This is a genomic window from Halomonas organivorans (assembly GCF_014192055.1).
Taxonomy (GTDB): domain Bacteria; phylum Pseudomonadota; class Gammaproteobacteria; order Pseudomonadales; family Halomonadaceae; genus Halomonas; species Halomonas organivorans.
Window position 1 is genome coordinate 1 of sequence record NZ_JACHXM010000047.1, and the last position, 18,398, is coordinate 18,398.

Genomic DNA, 18,398 nt, shown 5'->3' on the forward strand with positions numbered 1-18,398 from the left:
GCCGTTCAGGGCTAGGCGAATCATTCGTTCTTCTGATGGACAGTCCATCTTCGGCACGGCATAAACACTGACCCATCTCCCTGGCGCCTCGGAGGAGGCCTGTATATCGGTATCCGCTGCGGACGTTGCATCACCGCCACAGGCGCCACCACAGGATTTGCTCATGATACGACTCCACTTGAACAATGTTGTGGTACCATTTAAAACTATAAAGCTACTATAAGGTCAATAGAGTAAAGAATCCGTTGGGGAGGAGGCTGATGCGCATTGGTCAGTTGGCGCAGTTGGTAGGGGTCGAAACACAGACGATCCGCTTCTATGAACAGCAGGGCTTGTTGCCGCCGCCTGATCGGCAGGACAACGGTTACCGTGTCTATACCGAGAAGCATGGTGAGGGGCTGGCCTTCATCCGTCGCTGCAGAATCCTGGGCCTGTCACTGGCTGAGATTCACGAACTACAGAGCTATCAGGACGACCCTCATCAGCCTTGTACCGCCGTCAACGCCTTGCTCGATGATCACATCTCTCATGTGCGGTCGCAGATAACCGCTCTGCAAGCGCTTGAGAAACAACTCGTTTCACTGAGAGCGAGTTGCAACGATGACCGGGAAGTTGAGGCGTGTGGGGTTCTTGCTGGAATTAGCGAAGGAAACATGCACCAGCAGTAGGTGAAGCATCAACCAGATAATCCGATGAGATGCCGGTCTGTCTCACTCTCATGCAAAGGTAAGATCAACCATTTAATCCGCTTACCCCAGAAATACCTCGACAAATCCGGGGCCATCCAAAAATCGCAATATTGGTAATACCAATTATATGACGATATCATTCGACGTAGATCCAGTGCCCAGGAACTTCGTCATGTCTCATCAGCCCCTGCGCCAGCCCCGCCTCGCCGATGTCATTACCGAACGCCTCGAGGCATTGATTCTCGAGGGCAGCCTGAAACCCGGCCAGCGGCTGCCGCCGGAGCGCGAGCTCGCCGAGCGCTTTGGCGTCTCCCGCCCCTCGCTGCGCGAAGCCATACAGAAACTCGCCGCCCGAGGCCTGCTGACCAGCCGCCAGGGCGGCGGCACCTTCATCACCGAAGACCTGCACAGTGGTTACAGCGACCCCTTGCTGGAGATGCTTTCGCGGCACGGCGAGTTCCATCTCGACCTGCTCGAGTTTCGCGACGCCATGGAGGGGCTCTCCGCCTACTATGCCGCCCTGCGCGCCACACCCACCGACCGGGCCGTGCTGCTGCAGCGCTTCGAGGAGCTCGAAGCGTGCTTCGCCGCCCGCGAACCGGCCGAGGAGGCGAAGGCCGACGCCGCCTTCCACCTGGCCATCGCCGAGGCCTCGCACAACGTGATGCTGCTGCATACCATCCGCGGCATCTTCCATCTGCTGGAGAAGAGTATCGTCGACAACCTCGAACATCTGTTCAGCAAGCCCGACGCCCGGGAACGGCTCATGTCCCAGCATCGCGCACTGCTCGATGCCATTCTTCAGGGCCAGGCCGAGCAGGCCCGCGCCCGGGCACACGACCACCTGGTCTACGTCGAAGAGGGGCTGCTGGAAGCGGCCCGGGCAGAGACCCGCGCCCAGCGCTCCCTGCGCCGCGCCCAGGCCATGCCCGCTCCGACGCCAGACCGCTGAGCCATGCCGACCCCCTCCATGCCCCGTCGTCGACTGCGCGGCCTGCTGTGGCTCGCCGGTCTTGCCGGCCTGGCGCTATGCATGTGGCAAACCGCCCAAGTAGCCCGCGAGCAGGCGCTTCAAGCGCTGCGCGACGATGCCGAGAACGAGCTTCGCCTGTCCGCGGCCGGCCTCACCGGGCATCTGTCGCGTCACGACTACCTGCCCGAACTTCTGGCCTCACGCGAGGCGGTCAAACGCTTCCTGGCAACCCCCAAGCTGCAGGACCCGATGCCGCTCAATCGGCTGCTGGACCGCTTTCGCGCCACCGCCGGCGTCTCCGACATCTATCTGCTGGATCGTCAGGCCGACACCCTGGCGGCCAGCAACTGGCATCGCCCGAACACTTTCATCGGCCAGAACTACCGCTTCCGTCGCTACTACCAGCAGGCCATGCAGGGTCACGACGGCCGCTTCTTCGGCCTCGGCGTGCAGTCCCGTGAGCGCGGCTACTACTTTTCGGCACCGGTATGGCTCGACGAGACTGCCCCGGATGCGCGCCCCGACGGCGTCATGGTGCTCAAGGTACTGCTCGACGCCGTCGAGGAAAGCTGGGCCGCCCAGGACGCCGAGCTGCTGGTCACCGACCGCGACCACGTGGTGTTCTTGGCCAGTCGACCGGAGCTGCGACTCACCACCCTCGAGCCGCTCAGCCCCGAACAGCGGGCTACGCTGCGCGCCTCGCGACGCTACGCCGACGAACCGCTGCCGCCCACCGGCATGCGCGAGCTCGAGCATCGCGGCGGGCGCAATCGCCTGGTGGGCTTCGCCGAGGGTCCGCTCGCCGGCCAGCGTTACCTGAGCCTGACTCGCCCCATGCCGGCCTTCGGCTGGAACATGCACATTCTCAAGCCGCTCACCCCAGTGGTCGATGCCCAGTGGCTGGCAGCCGCGCTGGCAGGCGGGCTCTACGGGATAGTGGCTCTGGGAGGCGGCATCGGCTGGCAGCGCTGGCGACTACGCCGCGAGCGCGAGCGTTTTGCCGAGCGCGAGCGCCTCACCCTCGCCAATGCGCGAGACGAGCTGGAACGTCACGTGGAGGAGCGCACCCGCGACCTGACGGCGACCAACCGGCGGCTCTCCGACGAGATCGAGGAACGTCGTCGCGCCGAGCAGAGCCTGCGCGAGACCCGCGACGAGCTGGTCCAGGCCGCCAAGCTGGCCGTGCTTGGCCAGTTGGCCGCCGGTATCAACCACGAACTCAACCAGCCCCTGGCGGCGATCCGCGCCTACGCCGAGAACGCGCGAGCCTTCATCGCTCGCCAGCGTGCCGAGGCCGCCGATGCCAACCTCGGCCAGATCGTCGAACTCACCGAACGCATGGCCGACATCAGCGCCCAGCTGCGCCAGTTCTCGCGCAAGAGCGGTGACAGCCTCACCGCCGTCTCGGTATCCGCCTGCTTCGACTATGCCCTGCGGCTGTTCCAGGCCCGGCTCGGCGAAGCCGCCGTTGAGGTGATACGTCACGGCCCCGATGCGCAAGCCTGGGTTCGCGCCGACCCGGTACGCCTCGAGCAGGTGCTGGTCAACCTGATCGGCAACGCCCTCCAGGCCATGGCCGACACCCCTTCACCGCGCCTGACCCTGGCCATCGCCGTCGATCCTGAGTGGGTGCGCCTGGAAGTGGCCGACAACGGTCCGGGCATCGCCGCGGAGCGGCTGCCACGTATCTTCGAGCCCTTCTACACCACCAAGGCCGTGGGCAGCGGCCTGGGGCTGGGGCTATCGATCTCGGCGCGTATCATCGACGATCTGGGCGGCCGCCTGGAGGCCGCCAACAACGCCGAGCGCGGCGCTCGCTTCACCATCACCCTGCCCCGCGACGCGAGCTGCGACACTCCGGCATCCAGCAAGGAGCTGTATCCCCATGCATGATTCCGCTGCCATCCCGGTGATGATCATCGACGACGAGGCGCACCTGCGCATCACCGCCGGCCAGACGCTGGAACTGGCCGGCTATGCGCCTCAGGCCTTCGAATGCGCAGAGGACGCCCTGGCGGCCCTCGAGCCGAACTTCCCTGGCGTGGTGGTCAGCGACATCCGCATGCCCGGCATGGACGGCATGGCGCTGCTGCGCGAGGTTCGCGACCGCGATCCGGACCTGCCGGTGGTGCTGATCACCGGTCACGGCGACATTTCCACCGCCGTGACCGCCATGCGCGACGGCGCCTGGGACTTCCTGGAGAAGCCCTTCGCCAGCGAACGCCTGGTGGAGGTCGTCCGCCGCGGCATCGACAAGCGCCGCCTGAGCCTCGAGAACCGCGCCCTCAAGGCCGAGCTGGAAGCCCAGCAATCGGCGCCGGGCCCCCGTCTGGTGGGGCGTACGCCAGCCCTCCAGCGACTGGCCTCGATGGTTCAGCGCATCAGTCAGGTCGAGGCCGATGTGCTGCTGTTCGGCGAAACCGGCGCCGGCAAGGACCTGGTCGCTCGGGCCATCCATGAGCGCAGCGCCCGGGGCGGCCGGCCCTTCGTGGCCATCAACTGCGGCGCGGTGCCCGAAAGCACCATCGAGTCGGAGCTGTTCGGCCATGAGAAAGGCGCCTTCACCGGCGCCGTGGAGAGGCGCATCGGCAAGTTCGAGCATGCCCAGGGCGGCACCGTGTTCCTCGACGAGATCGAGTCGATGCCGCTGTCCTTGCAGGTCAAGCTGCTGCGGGTGCTTCAGGAGCGCAGCATCGAGCGGCTCGGCTCCAACCAGGCGGTGGGGCTGGACATCCGCGTGATCGCCGCCACCAAGGTCGACCTCAAGGCCGCCGCCGAAGCCGGCGACTTTCGTGAGGACCTCTACTACCGGCTCAACGTGGTCACCCTGCCGATTCCGCCGCTGCGCGAGCGACGCGAGGACATTCCACTGCTGTTCCAGCACTTCGCCGTGGTCGCCGCCAACCGCAGCGGCCTGGAGGCACCACCGCTGGACGCCGCCGGCACCTCGGCGCTGCTGGCCCACGACTGGCCCGGCAACGTGCGCGAACTGCGCAACCTCGCCGAGCGCTACGTACTGCTGGGCGTGACCTGCGACTACCGGCTGGATACCTTGCTGGAGGGCGTCGAAAACGAGAGCGGCGAGATGCCCCTGCCCCGACAGGTGGAGCTATTCGAGAAGAGCCTGATCAGCCAGGCCCTGGCCCGCCATCAGGGGCGTGTCAACGAGGTCTGCGAGGCCCTGGACGTGCCCCGCAAGACGCTCTACGACAAGCTGAAGAAACACGGCCTCAAGGCCGAGGACTATCGCCACAGCGCCGATCCCTGAGCCACCAGGTCGGCCAACGGCTGCCAGGGAGGGAGCCAGGGCGAGAGACTCGCGATCACCGCCAGCATGGCCAGCGAGTTGCCCGGCTCGCGCCAGTCGAAGGGCTTGAGCGCGGTGCCGAAGGAGCGCTTGAGGCGGGCTCCGGTGAGGTCGACGCTGTACAGCTCGTCGAGCATCAGGTGGATCACGAAGCCAAGCGCCAGCGCCGCTCCATAGATCCAGGCCAGGCGGTCGGAGAGCGCGAACAGTCGGTGGCTGAGCGCCGTGACCGTCAGGCCGCAGAGGGCCGCGGCCAGCAACGAGTGCCAGATGCCGCGATGCACGGTGAAACGACAGAACAGCGCCCCTCCCAGGTATCGCACCGACAGATAGATGCCGCCACAGGCCACCAGCAGGGGCCCCGGTTCGAGTCGCCGCTGCAGCCACAGCGCCCCGGCCACCACGGCGGGAATCGCCAGCAGATTGAAGATCAGGCGGATCGCCTTGGAACGGTCGGCATCGATATCGGGCAGGATGCCTCCGAAGGTCACCAGCGCCAGGATCGGCAGGCCCTCGGAGAACGCCCACAGCCCGGCCTGCCAGCCGCCATGGGCGACCACCGCGCCCAGGGTCGCGGCCACGCCGAGGTGGGTTCGGAAGTCGGCCATGCCCGCGGCGCCTCACTGACTGGATAAAACATCAGTTTAGCGCCGGACATGGCCAAAGAAAACAAGCGGTTGGCGGGTTACGCCTTTATTGCACAACCGGTTTGCCCGGAGATGCCCGGCCGGGACGAGCTATCGCGAGGGCGCTATGAACCCATCCATGGGCGCTACTTTAGCCATCCATGGCCAAAAACCCCTCGCGCCAGCTCGTTCACGGCGTTCTTCTATATCCGTTCGCAGCCGAAGGTGGACGGGGCAAGCCGAAGAGGACCTCCTGCGCCATGGGTGAGGAGGATTCCTCCAAACGGGCTGGCCATGGATGGCCAGCACCGGTCCTGCAAGCGGAGCAGGATGCGAGAGCACTGCAGGGCGCCGGGAGCTACAGGGACGTATTCATGCGTGTCCTCGCCGGCTTGCCCCGAGCCCTGAGACATCACACGCTCGGTGCAGCAAGCCCATCAGTCCTCGGCCGCCAGATACTCGTCCTTCAGCTTGACGTAATTGCCGGCGGTGTAGGGGAAGAAGGCGCGCTCCTTGTCCTTGATCGGGCGCAGCGCCTTGGCCGGGTTGCCGGCGTAGACATGGCCGCCCTCCAGGCGCTTGCCGGGCGGCACTACGGCGCCGGCGGCGATGATCACCTCGTCCTCGACCACCACACCATCCATGACGATGGCACCCATGCCGACCAGGATGCGGTTGCCGAGGGTGCAGCCGTGCAGGATCGCCTTGTGGCCGATGGTCACGTCATCGCCGACGGTCAGCGGGAAACCGTCGGGATTGAAGTCGCTGGCGTGGGTGATGTGCAGCACGCTGCCGTCCTGGACGCTGACACGGTTACCGATGCGGATGCGGTGCATGTCGCCGCGGATCACCGTCATCGGCCATACCGAGCAGTCGTCGCCCAGCACCACGTCGCCCAGCACCATGCAGGCCGGATCGATATAGACACGTTCACCCAGCTGCGGGCTCGTGCCCTTCCAGGGTCTCAGGGTCTTGGCTTCGCTCATCACACAGCTCCCGTCGTCAGATCAGTCCGGAGATCAATACTACCAGCGTCAGCGGGATCGACACCCAGCGCACCGTGGTGCGCCACATGCGAAAGCCGACAGGGCCGGCGTCGAGGGCGTGCCGCGATACCGCCTCGGGCAGCACCCAGGCGGCGAATACGGCGATCAGCGCCCCGCCCACGGGCAGGAAGACCTCCGGCGGAATGGTCGTCACCAGCGCGAAGACATTCATGCCGAACAGCGGCTTGACGTCGGCGAGCGACGAGAAGGACAGCACCGACAGCAGGCCCACCAGCCATACCGTCACCCCCACGACGGCAGCCGCACGGCCGCGCCGGAGGCCCCAGCCCTGAAGGGTGGCGACCATCGGCTCGGCCAGGTTGATCGACGAGGTCCAGGTGGCCAGCAACAGCAGCAGGAAAAACAACGACAGCCAGAAGGCCCCGAATGGCAGGTCGGCGAACGCCACCGGCAGGGTCACGAACATCAGCCCCGGCCCCTCGGCGGGATCCAGGCCCTGGGCGAACACCACCGAGAAGATAGCGATACCGGCCAGCAACGCCACCGTGATGTCGAGCACTGCCACGCCCACCGCGGCCCTCGGCAGGCTCTGGTGGTCCGGCATGTAGGCACCGTAGGCCATCAGTGCGCAGGCCCCCACCGCCAGGGTGAAGAAGGCATGGCCCATGGCGGCGATCAGCACCGTGGGCGTCACCGCCGACAGGTCCGGAGTGAACAGCCAGGCCAGCGCCGGGCCGAAGCCGTCGGTGGTCGCGGCGTGGCCGGCCAGTACCAGCAGCAGCAGATAGAGCAGCGGCATCAGCAAATTGTTGAGCCGCTCCAGGCCCTTGGTCACTCCGGCGGCCACCACCAGCATGGTCATTGCCAGGAACAGGGTGTGGTTGAAGGTCATCCGCCATGGGTCGGCGAGGAAAGCGTCGAACCCGGCGCCCACCTGTGCGGCATCCTGGCCGACGAAATCGCCGTTGATCGCCGAGATCAGAAACTCGATGGACCATCCCGAGACCACCGAATAGAACGACAGGATGCAGAACACCGTGAAGGCCCCGAACAGCCCCAGCCAGCGCCAGTGGCGACTGTGGCCGGCACGAGCGGCCAGGTGGCCCAGCGACTGCATGGGGCTGCGCCGTCCGGCGCGCCCGATCAGGATCTCGGCCATCATCACCGGCAATCCCAGCAGCGCCACGAAGGCCACGTAGAGCAGCAGGAAGACGGCACCGCCGTTCTCGCCAGTGATATAGGGAAAGCGCCAGATATTGCCCAGCCCCACGGCGGCCCCGGTCACCGCCAGGATGAAGGCGCGACGGCTGCTCCAGCGCTCCAGGGTTTCGTTCATCGCCTCGTCTCCGGCCTGTGATTCAAAAGGCGCCAAGCCTAGCACATTGAAACCCGGCCCCGTTGCCCGCATCTAAGGCGTGACTCTCCTTTTCGATCCGAGGTGTGCATGTCCACGAATCCGCTGCTCGACGCCCACACGTTGCCGCCCTTCGCCGAGATCAAGCCCGAGCATGTGGTGCCGGCCATCGAGACCCTGCTGGCCGAGAATCGCGAGGCCATCGAGGCACTGGTGGCCCGGGCCGAGCGCGAAGCGCCCACCTGGGAGACCCTGGCCGCGCCACTGGAGGCCCTCAACGACCGCCTGTCGCGAGCCTGGTCGCCGGTCTCGCACCTCAACGGCACCATGAACAACGAGCCCCTGCGCCAGGCCTACGAAACCAGCCTCGGCCTGCTTTCCGACTACAGCACCTGGATCGGCCAGCACGAGGGGCTGTTCCGCGCCTGGCAGGCGCTCAAGAACGGCCCTGCCTGGGCCGAGCTCGACGAGGGCCAACGGCGTACCGTCGACAACGCCCTGCGCGACTTCCGCCTCGCCGGCGTCGACCTGCCCGTCGAGCAGAAGCGCCGCTACGGCGAGATTCAGGCACGGCTGTCGAGCCTGGCCAACACCTTCTCCAACCAGCTGCTCGACGCCACCCAGGCCTGGCACCTGGACCTGGCGGACGACGCGCGACTGGCCGGGCTGCCCGAGAGCGCCCTGGCCACGCTCAAGGCCAACGCCGAGGCCAAGGGACACGAGGGCTACCGCATCACCCTGGACTTCCCCAGCTTCCTGCCGGTGATGACCCACGCCGACGACCGCGAGCTGCGCCGCGAGGTCTACACCGCCTTCGTCACCCGCGCCTCCGACCAGGGGCCCAGCGCCGGCGAGTTCGACAATGCCCCGGTGATGGAAGAGACCCTGGCGCTGCGTCGTGAACTCGCCGAGCTGCTGGGCTTCGCCACCTACGCCGACTACTCGCTGGCGACCAAGATGGCCGAATCCCCCGAGCAGGTGATCGGCTTTCTCGAGGATCTGGCCGTGCGCGCCGTGCCCCAGGCCCGCGAGGAGTTCGCCGAGCTCGCCGCCTTCGCCCGCGACGAGCTGGGCCTGCCCGCCCTCGACCCCTGGGACATCGGCTATGCCAGCGAGAAGCTGCGCGAAGCACGTTTCGCCATCTCCCAGGAGCAGCTGCGCCCCTACTTCCCCGCCCCGCGCGTGGTCGACGGCCTGTTCCGGGTGGTCGAGCGCCTCTACGGGGTCACCGTCGAAGAGGACGAGCGCGCGCCCCGCTACCATGCCGACGTGCGCTACTTCCGGATCCTTGAGGGCGGCGAGCCGATCGCCGGCTTCTATCTGGACCTCTATGCCCGCGAGGGCAAGCGCGGCGGAGCCTGGATGGACGAATGCCGAGTGCGTCGCCTCGAGGCCGGCGCGCTGCAGCTGCCGGTGGCCTACCTGACCTGCAACTTCACCCGCCCGGTGGGCGACAAGCCGGCGCTGCTGACCCATGACGAGGTCACCACGCTGTTCCACGAGTTCGGCCACGGCCTGCACCACATGCTGACGCGCCAGACCGTCGCCGACATCTCCGGCATCAACGGCGTGGCCTGGGACGCGGTGGAGCTGCCCAGCCAGTTCATGGAGAACTACTGCTGGGAGCGCGAGGGCCTGGACCTGATCGCCGGCCACGTCGACAGCGGCGAGCCGCTGCCCGAGGACCTCTTCGCCAAGCTGCTGGCGGCCAAGAACTTCCAGTCGGCGATGGGCATGGTGCGCCAGCTCGAGTTCTCGCTGTTCGACTTCCGCCTGCATCAGGAAGCCGCAGCCCCCACCGCCGCCGACATTCAGGCGCTGCTCGACGAAGTGCGCGACGCCGTCTCGGTGGTGCCTCGGGTCGAGTTCAACCGTTTCCAGAATGGCTTCGGCCATATCTTCGCCGGCGGCTATGCGGCCGGCTACTACAGTTACAAGTGGGCCGAGGTGCTGTCCGCCGACGCCTGGAGCGCCTTCGAGGAGGCCGGTATCTTCGACCCCGATACCGGGCGGCGCTTCCGCACCGAGATCCTCGAGCGCGGCGGCTCCCGTGACGCCGCCGAGCTGTTCCGGGCCTTCCGCGGCCGCGAGCCGAGCGTCGAGCCACTGCTGCGCCACAGCGGCATTCGCGCCGCGTGACGCCAGAGACCTACACCCCAGGCCGCCGGCATGCCGGCGGCCTTGCCGTTCAGGAGCCCCATATGGCCGTTCAGAAACGCTTTATCGCCGGCGCCATCTGCCCGCGCTGTGCGGAGATGGATCGCATCCGAAGCTGGGAGCAGCACGGCATTCGCTACCGCGAGTGCGTCAGCTGCGACTTCTTCGAGCAGTTGCCCATCGAGGACGAAGCGGTGCAAGAGCTCGAAACCCGCGTCAATCGCGAGCCGAGCGAGCCGCAGGCCGACGACCTGCAGGCCGTGAAGATCCTCGACCCCAAGGGCTGATCCCGGCCAACGTTCTAGCCGCCACCCGATATCCCACCGGCCGCCAGGCCGCTGTGCGGAAATCCGCACGCCTCGATCATGGTGGCGTGCGGATTTCCGGAATCATCCGCGCCGTCCGCTTTCGACCTTGGTCGAATCAATTTCCGATAACTCGTTAACCCACCTGGATTTTCTCCGTTGTGGAACACCTCTTGCTGAACCATGAGTGTCGCAAGAAGGTCCGCGCGAGCGTCGCCGGACCGACCACAACCAACAACGCAACGGAGAGACGCCATGTCCACCACCACCCGGATCCTCACCGGCACCCTGGCAGGCGCCATGCTGGTCGCCGGCAGCGCCCAGGCCGATCGCAGCGAATGGCCGGAAAGCTTCACCGTGGGCACCGCCAGCCAAGGCGGCACCTACTTCGTCTACGGCTCCGGCTGGGCCAACTTGATCGCCGACGAGCTGGGCGTGTCCGGCGGCGGCGAGGTCACCGGCGGCCCCAACCAGAACCTGGCCCTGGTGCACACCGGTGAGCTGGCACTGGGCCTGACCACCATGGGTCCGGCTGCCGAAGCGCTGGCCGGCCAGAGCCCGCTGGCGCCCGGCGTGCCGATGGACAACGTCTGCGCGCTGTTCCCGATGTACGAGACGCCGTTCTCCATCACCACCCTGGCCGACAGCGGCATCGAGTCGATCTCCGACATCCCCGACGGCGCCACCATCGGCTTCGGCCCGGCGGCCTCCACGTCCGACACCTACTTTCCCAAGATCCTCGAGGAGTTGGGCGTGGACTTCGAGCGCCGCAACGGCGGCTGGAACGACCTGGGCGGCCAGCTGCAGGACGGCCTGATCGACGTCATCGCCTTCGCCGCGGGCATCCCGGTGCCGGCGGTCAGCCAACTCGAGGTGCAAACCGACGTCAATATCATCGAGTTCACCGAGGCTGAACAGCAGCAGATCATCGACGCCTTCCCGGTGTCGGCGTTCCAGATCCCGGCCAGCACCTACCAGACTCTCGAGGAAGACGCCCGCGCGGTCTCCATGTGGAACTTCACCATCGGCGGCTGCGACTTGCCGGAGGACTTCGTCTACGAGATCACCAAGCTGAGCATGGAGAACAACGACCGCATGCGCGACATCCACCGCAGCGCCCAGTTCAGCGTGCCAGAGAACATCAAGTACAACACCGTACTGCCGTTCCACCCGGGCGCCGTGCGCTGGTACGAAGAAAACGGCTACGAGATCCCGGAAGACCAGAAGCTCTGATCCTCTGACCGTTCCGCGACCCCGCGCCGCCCTGGCGCGGGTTCGCCCGCTGCCTCATCGCCTGTTCCCCGAGGGTGACTCCCATGTCCCAGCATCCCGATCCCCGTCACGACGCACGTGACGACGAGGAGGTCACTCCCGTCGTCGCCGAGGGCGTCGACGACGACGCGGTGGAATCCAACCGCCGCCTCTACACCGGCTGGCAGTGGCTGCTGTTCGCCGCCATTGCCATCGCCTACTCCAGCTTCCATCTGATATCGCTCAACCTCTATCCGATGGAGACCTGGTCATTCCGCATCGTGCACATCTGCGGTGCGCTGATTCTCGGCTACGGCCTCTACGCCGGCACCCGCTTCGCCGAAGACGGCCGTGCCCGCTCGCCCGCCTGGCTCGGCTGGCTGAGCTATGCGCTGCTGATTCCCGCGGGCTACGCACTGTTCCAGGTGTTCATGATGCAAAGCGCCATGAACGGTGGCGCCATGCGCATCGCCCCCGAGATCGAGGCCTTCCACTACGGCTACCCGCTGATGCTGGCCACCGCTGCCGCCATCGTGCTGTCGTGGAGCTTCCGCCAGTATCGCCACCGCCTGTCGCCGGCCGATCTGGTGCTGATGGTCTGCGCCGTCGCCAGCGCCGGCTACCTGTTGGTGATGTTCAACAGCCCGCTGCGCGCGTCCACCGGCACGCCCTTCGCGCCGATGGGCATCTCCTACGCGGCGATCGCCGGCGCGGCGCTGATCCTCGAGCTGACACGCCGCGTCGCCGGCCTGGCACTGGTGGTCATCGCCGCCGTGTTCCTGGCCTACGTATTCGCCGGCCCCTACCTGCCGGGCTTCCTCGGCTATCCGGGCCTCTCGGTGGGCCGCTTCTTCAGCCAGGTCTACACCGACGCCGGCGTGCTCGGCCCGACCACCGCGGTCTCCTCGACCTACATCATCCTGTTCATCATCTTCGCCGCCTTCCTCCAGGCCTCGAAGGTCGGCGACTACTTCGTCAACTTCGCTTTCGCCGCCGCCGGCCGTGCCCGCGGAGGCCCGGCCAAGGTGTCGATCTTCGCTTCCGGCCTGATGGGCATGATCAACGGCACCAGCGCCGGCAACGTGGTCTCCACCGGCTCGCTGACCATCCCGCTGATGAAGAAGGTGGGCTACCCCGGCCGCAGCGCCGGCGCCATCGAGGCCGCCGCCTCCACCGGCGGGCAGATCATGCCGCCGATCATGGGCGCGGGCGCCTTTATCATGGCCGAGGTCACCGGCATCCCCTACACCGAGATTGCCGTGGCGGCGCTGATTCCGGCCATCCTCTACTTCCTGTCGATCTACTGCATGGTCGACTTCGAGGCCGCCCGCAAGGGCATGCGAGGCATGCGCAAGGACGAGATCCCGCTGTTCTCGAAGCTGGTCAAGCAGGTCTATCTGTTCGCGCCGATCATCATCCTGATCGCCGCGCTGTTCATGGGCTATTCGGTGATCCGTGCCGGCACCCTGGCCACCGCCTCGGCCGCCGTGGTGAGCTGGATCTCGCCCAACAAGATGGGCCCGATGGCCATCCTGCGGGCCCTTCAGCTGGCCGGCACCATGGCGATCCAGATCATCGCCGTGTGCGCCTGCGCCGGCCTGATCGTCGGCGTCATCGCCCTGACCGGTGTGGGCGCGCGCTTCTCCTCGCTGCTGCTCGGCCTGGCCGGCGTCAGCCAGCTGCTGGCGCTGTTCTTCGCCATGTGTATCTCGATCCTGCTGGGCATGGGCATGCCGACCACGGCCGCCTATGCGGTGGCCGCCTCGGTGGTCGCCCCTGGCCTGATCGAGATCGGTATCCAGCCGCTGGTGGCGCACTTCTTCGTGTTCTACTTTGCGGTAGTCTCGGCGATCACCCCGCCGGTGGCGCTGGCTTCCTACGCGGCGGCCGGCATCTCCGGCGACAATGCCATGGGCACCTCGGTGGCCTCGTTCAAGATCGGCCTGGCCGCGTTCATCGTGCCGTTCATGTTCTTCTACAGTCCGGCGATGCTGATGGAAGGCTCCTGGCTGCAGATCCTGCGGGTCGGCGTGACCGCCACCCTCGGCATCGTGCTGCTCTCGGCCGCCGTCCAGGCCTGGTTCTTCGGCCCGGTGAAGTCGTGGCAGCGGCTGGTAATGCTGGTCGGCGCGCTGTGCATGATCTATGGCGGCATCGCCACCGATGTGGCGGGACTCGCCATCGGCGCCGCGCTGGTGCTGTACCAGCGAGGTCGCCACGGCGGCGGCACGCCGCACACGGCAACCTCGAACTGACGCCGACCGTGTCTGCCAACGCAGAGGGCCCGCCATTTCGGCGGGCCCTTTTCGATGATGGACGGCACGGGAAGGGGCTCTGACAGGCCCCTTGGACTCGAAGGATCAGCCGCAGACGTTGTCCAGCACCTTCAGGGTCGGCTCGGCTTGATTCAAGGTATAGAAATGCAGCCCCGGCGCCCCGCCGTCGAGCAGCCGCTGGCACAGCCGCGAGATCACCTCTTCGCCGAAGGCCGCGATCGCGGCACTGTCATCGCCGTAGGCCTCGAGCTGCTTGCGGATCCAGCGCGGGATCTCGGCGCCGCAGGCGTCGGAGAAGCGGGCCAGCTTGGTGTAGTTGGTGATCGGCATGATACCGGGCACGATCGGCGCCTCGACGCCCAGGGCACGAGCTCGTTCGACGAAGTGGAAATAGGCGTCGGCGGTGAAGAAATACTGGGTGATGGCGAGATCCGCGCCGGCCTTCATCTTGCGGGCGAAGTTTTCCACATCGCGATCGAAGCTCGGCGCCTGTGGATGAGATTCCGGATAGGCGGCCACGGCGATCTCGAAATGGTCGCCGGTCTCCTCGCGAATGAACTCGACCAGCTCGTTGGCGTAGCGCAGTTCGCCGACTCCGCCCATGCCGGAGGGCAGGTCGCCGCGCAGGGCCACCAGGCTGTCGATGCCTTCCTCGCGATACTGGGCGAGCAGGTCGCGCAGCGCCGCCTTCTCGCTGCCGATGCAGGACAGGTGCGGCGCGGTGTTGAAGCCGGACTCGCGCACCGCTCGCACGGTGTTCAGGGTCCGGTGCTGAGTGGAGCCACCGGCGCCATAGGTCACCGAAAAGAACCGCGGCCGACGGCTGGCCAAGGCATCGCGGGCATGCATCAGCTTTTCGCGCCCGGCATCGGTGTTGGGCGGAAAGAATTCGAAGCTGATACCCAGCGGGTGCTCTTGTGCGCTCATCGATCCAGTCCTCTTGATGGAGCGGTGAAGGAGCCGCACCAATGGCGGGCGGCTGATGAATGGCCGTATTGTGACCAGCCAACGGCGCGCCGACCAATGAAAGTTTCGTCGGTCCTGTATCGATTTCTTTCATGTAGCGGCCGGGACCCACATGACTGGGACTCCAGTTGCCCGCCCCAGGCGCCTGACATCCCCGCCTCGAGCGGGCATCATGAGGCCCCGTTCGACAAGGAAGACGACGACGCATGACCCTCGATCCCTCCACCCTGATGGGTCCGCTGTGGACACTGCTGGCCTTCGTCGGCCTGGGCTGGCTGGCCGCTCGACGCCTGGCCGTCGACCCTCGTCCCATCGCCACCCTGCTGATCTACCTGATCGCCCCGCTGACCTTCTTCCGCGGGCTGATCCTCGGCGGCCCGACGCCGACCTACCTGCTGGTCACGGCGGCCCTGTTCGCCACTGCCTGCCTGGTGGCACTGGGGGTCAGCCGTCTGGCGCACCGGGCCCTGCCCGGTGAGGAGGGCGCCGTACTCGCCTTCTCCGCGGGCACCGGCAACACCGGCTACTTCGGCCTGCCGGTGGCGCTGGTACTGTTGCCCCCGTCCGGGGTGACGCTGTACCTGTTCGGGGTGCTCGGCGTGACCCTCTACGAGTTCACCCTTGGCTTCTACCTTAGTGCCCGGGGACGTTTCTCGATGCGCGACAGCCTGGCCAAGATCCTGCGCCTGCCGATGATCTACGCTTTTCTGGCCGCCCTGCTGGTCGAGGCCGCCGGCCTGGAGATACCGGCAACGATCCTGGAAGGCATGGACGTCTTCCCTCCCACCTATACCCTGCTCGGCATGATGATCATCGGCATGACCCTCGGCCGGGTCACGGTGCGGCAATTCGACTGGCGATTCATCGGCGCCTGCGTGGCGGTGCGCTACGCGCTCTGGCCGCTGCTCGCCCTGGGGGCGGTGCTCGGGCTCCAGGCCACGATGGGCCTCGCGCCGGAGCTTGCCATGGCGCTGCTGCTGGTCGGCGTGGTGCCCATGGCCGCCAACGTGGTGGTGGTGGCCATGGAGCTCGGCATCGCCCCGGAGAAGGGTGCCCTGGCGGTGCTGCTGACTACCCTCGCGGCACCGCTGCTGATTCCGCTCTATCTGGGGTGGATGCTGCCGCTGGTAAGCGGCTAGCCACGCCCCAGGTCCGGCGCCACCAGTACGCGCGCCGCGGCGGGCCGAGCCCTCAGCCGCTCCACGTAGGCCACCAGGCGCGGGGTCTCGGCGACAAGGCCCTCAGCAGCGGGCAGACCGGCGAGGTAGTCGAGCATTGGCGCAGCAATGGCATCGGCAATGGTGAAGTCATCGCCGACCAGGTAGTCGCCCTCGGCCAACTGCGCCTCCAGCACCTCCAGCGCCCGGGCCACCTGAGGCCGGGCCGCGGCCACGGCCTCCTCGCGCACGGCCCCGCCCTCGCCCTTGGGAAACACGAACTCCAGCAGGTAGCGCCGAACCAGGGCCTGGTCCACGTAGCCGGCGAGGATGCCGGTCCACTGATCGACTCGCGCCCGGGCCCAAGGATCCGCGGGCTGAAGGGCGGGGCCGTCGAAGGCCGCATCCAGATAGCGGCAGATGCTCGGCGTCTCGATCAGGCGGCGGTCATCGTGCAGCAGGATCGGCACCTTGCCGAAGGGGTGCAGGGCAAAATGCTCGGGCGAATGCATGGCCAGGGGCCGGCCATCGACCTCGGCGCCCAGGGTATAGTCGATGCCCTTTTCCTCGCAGCAAAGCTGCACGCTGCGTACGAAACTGCTGAACTGGGGGCCGACGATATGTACGGAAGCGGTCATTCTGCGTCACTCCTTGTTGTGGGAATGATCGCAGGCTAGTTCGCCACACCATATGTTCAAGAACATACGGTGCCCCTGTGCCACTCTGGAAGCCCTGACCATAGAGCCCCGGCCCCACCATCAGCGAAGGAGGTTTCCCCATGCCATGGAGCGCCGACCAGAAGCCCCGTACTCGACGCCAGATCCTCGACGCCGCCGCCACCCTGTTCACCCGCCACGGCTTCGAGGGCGCCAGCATCGACGACGTGATGTGTCAGGCCGGCCTGACCCGCGGCGCCTTCTACGCCCACTTTGCCTCCAAGGGCGAACTCTATGCCGAAGCGCTGGGCCACGCCGCCCGTAGCAGCGTGACGCGTCTGAATGACGCCGAGCCTCATGAGCGCGTGCTCGGCTATCTGAGCGAAGGCCATCGACGCGGCGACGACGTCAACTGTCCGCTGGCCTGCCTGGTCAGCGACGTGGCGCAACAGGACGAGCGGGTGCGCGCCGCCTATACCCGGCTGTTCGCGGGCTTCGTGGCCCATTGCCAGCCCGCCGGCGAGGACCGCCGGCGATCCCTGCAGCGTGCGGTCACCATGATCGGCGGCATGGCCATCGCGCGCACTCTCAGTGACGACGCCCTTGCCGAAGAGGTCCTCGACGCCTGCCGCGACCTGGCCGGGGCCGCGAGCGACTGACACCCCGCGGCTCAGCAGCCGCGGGCGGCCGGCTCGGCCGTAGCCGGCACGACCTCGTCGGGCCGGGCAACTCGCTCGACGACGGGTTCGCGGGCAATCACCGCGCCACGCCAGTCGATCAGCTGCAATCGGCCGTCCGGCGTTTCCAGCAGCGCCGTGCAGTGCTCCACCCAGTCGCCATCGTTGCAGTAGAGCACACCGTTGCGCTCGCGGAAGCCGGCCTTGTGGATATGGCCGCCGACATAGCCATCGAGCCCTTCCCGCGCCGCCTGATGCAGGGCGGCCTGCTCGAACTGGGCGACGTAGCGCTGTGCCGCACCGACTCGGCGCTTCAGCGCACTGGCCAGCGACCAGTAGGGCAGCCCGAACAGGCCACGGGCTCGATTGCACCAGCGATTGAGCGCCAGCACGAACTGGTGCATGCCGTCGCCCAGCGCCAGCATCCAGGGCGCGATGCGCACGTGGGTGTCGAACTCGTCGCCGTGGCTGACCAGCAGCCGCCGGCCATCGGCGGTGACGTGGATGGCGCGTCGCTCGATGCGCACTCGATGGACGCGCAGGCCGCATAGCCGGCGCAGGGCGGCGTCATGGTTGCCGGGAATGTAGATGATCTCGCAGCCGCCGCGGGCCAGCCGCAACAGCCGCGCCGCCAGGCGCTGCTGGTCGGGCGGCAGCACCGCCCGCTTCTGCATGGCGATCAGGTCGACGATGTCGCCGACCAGATAGAGGCGCTCGGGGCGCACTCGGCGCAGCAGGCTGGCCAGCAACGCGGCCTGGCAGTCCCGGGTGCCGAGGTGAATATCGGACACGAAGAGGGTGCGGGCGGTGGGGGTCGGCATGGGATGGTCTCCTGACGATGCCCCACCAGCCTGCTATACCGCCATGACGACGCTGTGGCGCCAGGGTGACGATCCCGTGTCGCTGGAAGCTGGAAGCTGGAAGCTGGAAGCTGGAAGCTGGAAGCTGGAAGCTGGAAGCTGGAAGCTGGAAGCTGGAAGCTGGAAGCTGGAAGCTG

The 18,398-nt window shown here is 67.0% G+C and carries 16 protein-coding genes and 1 pseudogene; 10 read left to right on the top strand and 7 right to left on the bottom strand.

The window, feature by feature from the left end; all coding sequences use genetic code 11:
* A pseudogene (locus FHR96_RS21310) lies at positions 1–165 on the bottom strand (cation transporter); the annotation flags it as partial.
* A 95-nt stretch (positions 166–260) separates the two neighbouring features.
* Here FHR96_RS21310 and cadR point away from each other — a divergent pair.
* The 4 genes from cadR to FHR96_RS21330 all read left to right on the top strand — a co-directional run bounded on the left by cadR (position 261) and on the right by FHR96_RS21330 (position 4,930).
* A complete protein-coding gene (gene cadR, locus FHR96_RS21315) occupies positions 261–668 on the top strand; it encodes a Cd(II)/Pb(II)-responsive transcriptional regulator (protein WP_004364961.1) in 408 nt (135 codons plus the stop codon).
* 193 nt (positions 669–861) lie between these two features.
* On the top strand, positions 862–1,641 hold the full coding sequence (locus tag FHR96_RS21320) for a GntR family transcriptional regulator (RefSeq protein ID WP_183389729.1): 780 nt from the start codon (positions 862–864) through the stop codon (positions 1,639–1,641).
* Between the two features lie 18 nt (positions 1,642–1,659).
* Positions 1,660–3,555 carry a sensor histidine kinase gene (locus FHR96_RS21325; protein ID WP_183389730.1) on the top strand — a complete coding sequence of 632 codons (1,896 nt, stop codon included), beginning with the start codon at positions 1,660–1,662 and terminating at the stop codon, positions 3,553–3,555.
* The gene (locus FHR96_RS21330; RefSeq protein WP_183389731.1) at positions 3,548–4,930 is read left to right on the top strand and encodes a sigma-54-dependent transcriptional regulator; all 1,383 of its coding nucleotides are present in this window, start codon (positions 3,548–3,550) and stop codon (positions 4,928–4,930) included. The genes FHR96_RS21325 and FHR96_RS21330 overlap by 8 nt, the downstream gene beginning before the upstream one ends.
* Here the strand turns inward: FHR96_RS21330 and FHR96_RS21335 are convergent.
* The 3 genes from FHR96_RS21335 to FHR96_RS21345 form a co-directional block, all read right to left on the bottom strand.
* A complete protein-coding gene (locus tag FHR96_RS21335) occupies positions 4,906–5,577 on the bottom strand; it encodes a metal-dependent hydrolase (protein WP_183389732.1) in 672 nt (223 codons plus the stop codon). The genes FHR96_RS21330 and FHR96_RS21335 overlap by 25 nt on opposite strands.
* 455 nt (positions 5,578–6,032) lie before the next feature.
* A complete protein-coding gene (locus tag FHR96_RS21340; RefSeq protein WP_183389733.1) occupies positions 6,033–6,581 on the bottom strand; it encodes a gamma carbonic anhydrase family protein in 549 nt (182 codons plus the stop codon).
* Between the two features lie 16 nt (positions 6,582–6,597).
* The gene (locus tag FHR96_RS21345; protein ID WP_183389734.1) at positions 6,598–7,938 is read right to left on the bottom strand and encodes a sodium-dependent transporter; all 1,341 of its coding nucleotides are present in this window, start codon (positions 7,936–7,938) and stop codon (positions 6,598–6,600) included.
* A 108-nt stretch (positions 7,939–8,046) separates the two neighbouring features.
* On the opposite strand from FHR96_RS21345, the gene prlC reads away from it, so the two are divergent.
* From prlC to FHR96_RS21365, 4 genes are all read left to right on the top strand, one after another.
* Positions 8,047–10,095, top strand: a complete 2,049-nt coding sequence (gene prlC / locus FHR96_RS21350) for an oligopeptidase A (RefSeq protein ID WP_183389735.1) — start codon at positions 8,047–8,049, stop codon at positions 10,093–10,095.
* Positions 10,096–10,157: 62 nt separating this feature from the next.
* Complete coding sequence (locus FHR96_RS21355) at positions 10,158–10,400, top strand: YheV family putative zinc ribbon protein (RefSeq protein WP_183389736.1); 243 nt, start codon at positions 10,158–10,160, stop codon at positions 10,398–10,400.
* A gap of 273 nt (positions 10,401–10,673) precedes the next feature.
* A complete protein-coding gene (locus tag FHR96_RS21360; RefSeq protein ID WP_183389737.1) occupies positions 10,674–11,651 on the top strand; it encodes a TAXI family TRAP transporter solute-binding subunit in 978 nt (325 codons plus the stop codon).
* Positions 11,652–11,734: 83 nt separating this feature from the next.
* Complete coding sequence (locus FHR96_RS21365; RefSeq protein ID WP_183389738.1) at positions 11,735–13,924, top strand: TRAP transporter permease; 2,190 nt, start codon at positions 11,735–11,737, stop codon at positions 13,922–13,924.
* Between the two features lie 105 nt (positions 13,925–14,029).
* On the opposite strand, the gene metF is transcribed toward FHR96_RS21365, so the two are convergent.
* On the bottom strand, positions 14,030–14,872 hold the full coding sequence (gene metF, locus FHR96_RS21370; RefSeq protein ID WP_183389739.1) for a methylenetetrahydrofolate reductase [NAD(P)H]: 843 nt from the start codon (positions 14,870–14,872) through the stop codon (positions 14,030–14,032).
* 245 nt (positions 14,873–15,117) lie between these two features.
* On the opposite strand from metF, the gene FHR96_RS21375 reads away from it, so the two are divergent.
* Positions 15,118–16,050 (top strand): AEC family transporter, encoded by a 933-nt coding sequence (locus FHR96_RS21375; RefSeq protein ID WP_183389740.1) that lies wholly within the window; start codon positions 15,118–15,120, stop codon positions 16,048–16,050.
* On the opposite strand, the gene FHR96_RS21380 is transcribed toward FHR96_RS21375, so the two are convergent.
* Positions 16,047–16,706 carry a glutathione S-transferase family protein gene (locus FHR96_RS21380; RefSeq protein ID WP_183389741.1) on the bottom strand — a complete coding sequence of 220 codons (660 nt, stop codon included), beginning with the start codon at positions 16,704–16,706 and terminating at the stop codon, positions 16,047–16,049. The genes FHR96_RS21375 and FHR96_RS21380 overlap by 4 nt on opposite strands.
* Before the next feature lie 140 nt (positions 16,707–16,846).
* Between FHR96_RS21380 and FHR96_RS21385 the strand changes: the two genes are divergently transcribed.
* Complete coding sequence (locus tag FHR96_RS21385) at positions 16,847–17,383, top strand: TetR/AcrR family transcriptional regulator (RefSeq protein ID WP_183389742.1); 537 nt, start codon at positions 16,847–16,849, stop codon at positions 17,381–17,383.
* An 11-nt stretch (positions 17,384–17,394) separates the two neighbouring features.
* Here the strand turns inward: FHR96_RS21385 and FHR96_RS21390 are convergent, their stop codons facing one another.
* Positions 17,395–18,222 carry a UDP-2,3-diacylglucosamine diphosphatase gene (locus tag FHR96_RS21390; RefSeq protein WP_183389743.1) on the bottom strand — a complete coding sequence of 276 codons (828 nt, stop codon included), beginning with the start codon at positions 18,220–18,222 and terminating at the stop codon, positions 17,395–17,397.
* Positions 18,223–18,398: the final 176 nt, after the last annotated feature.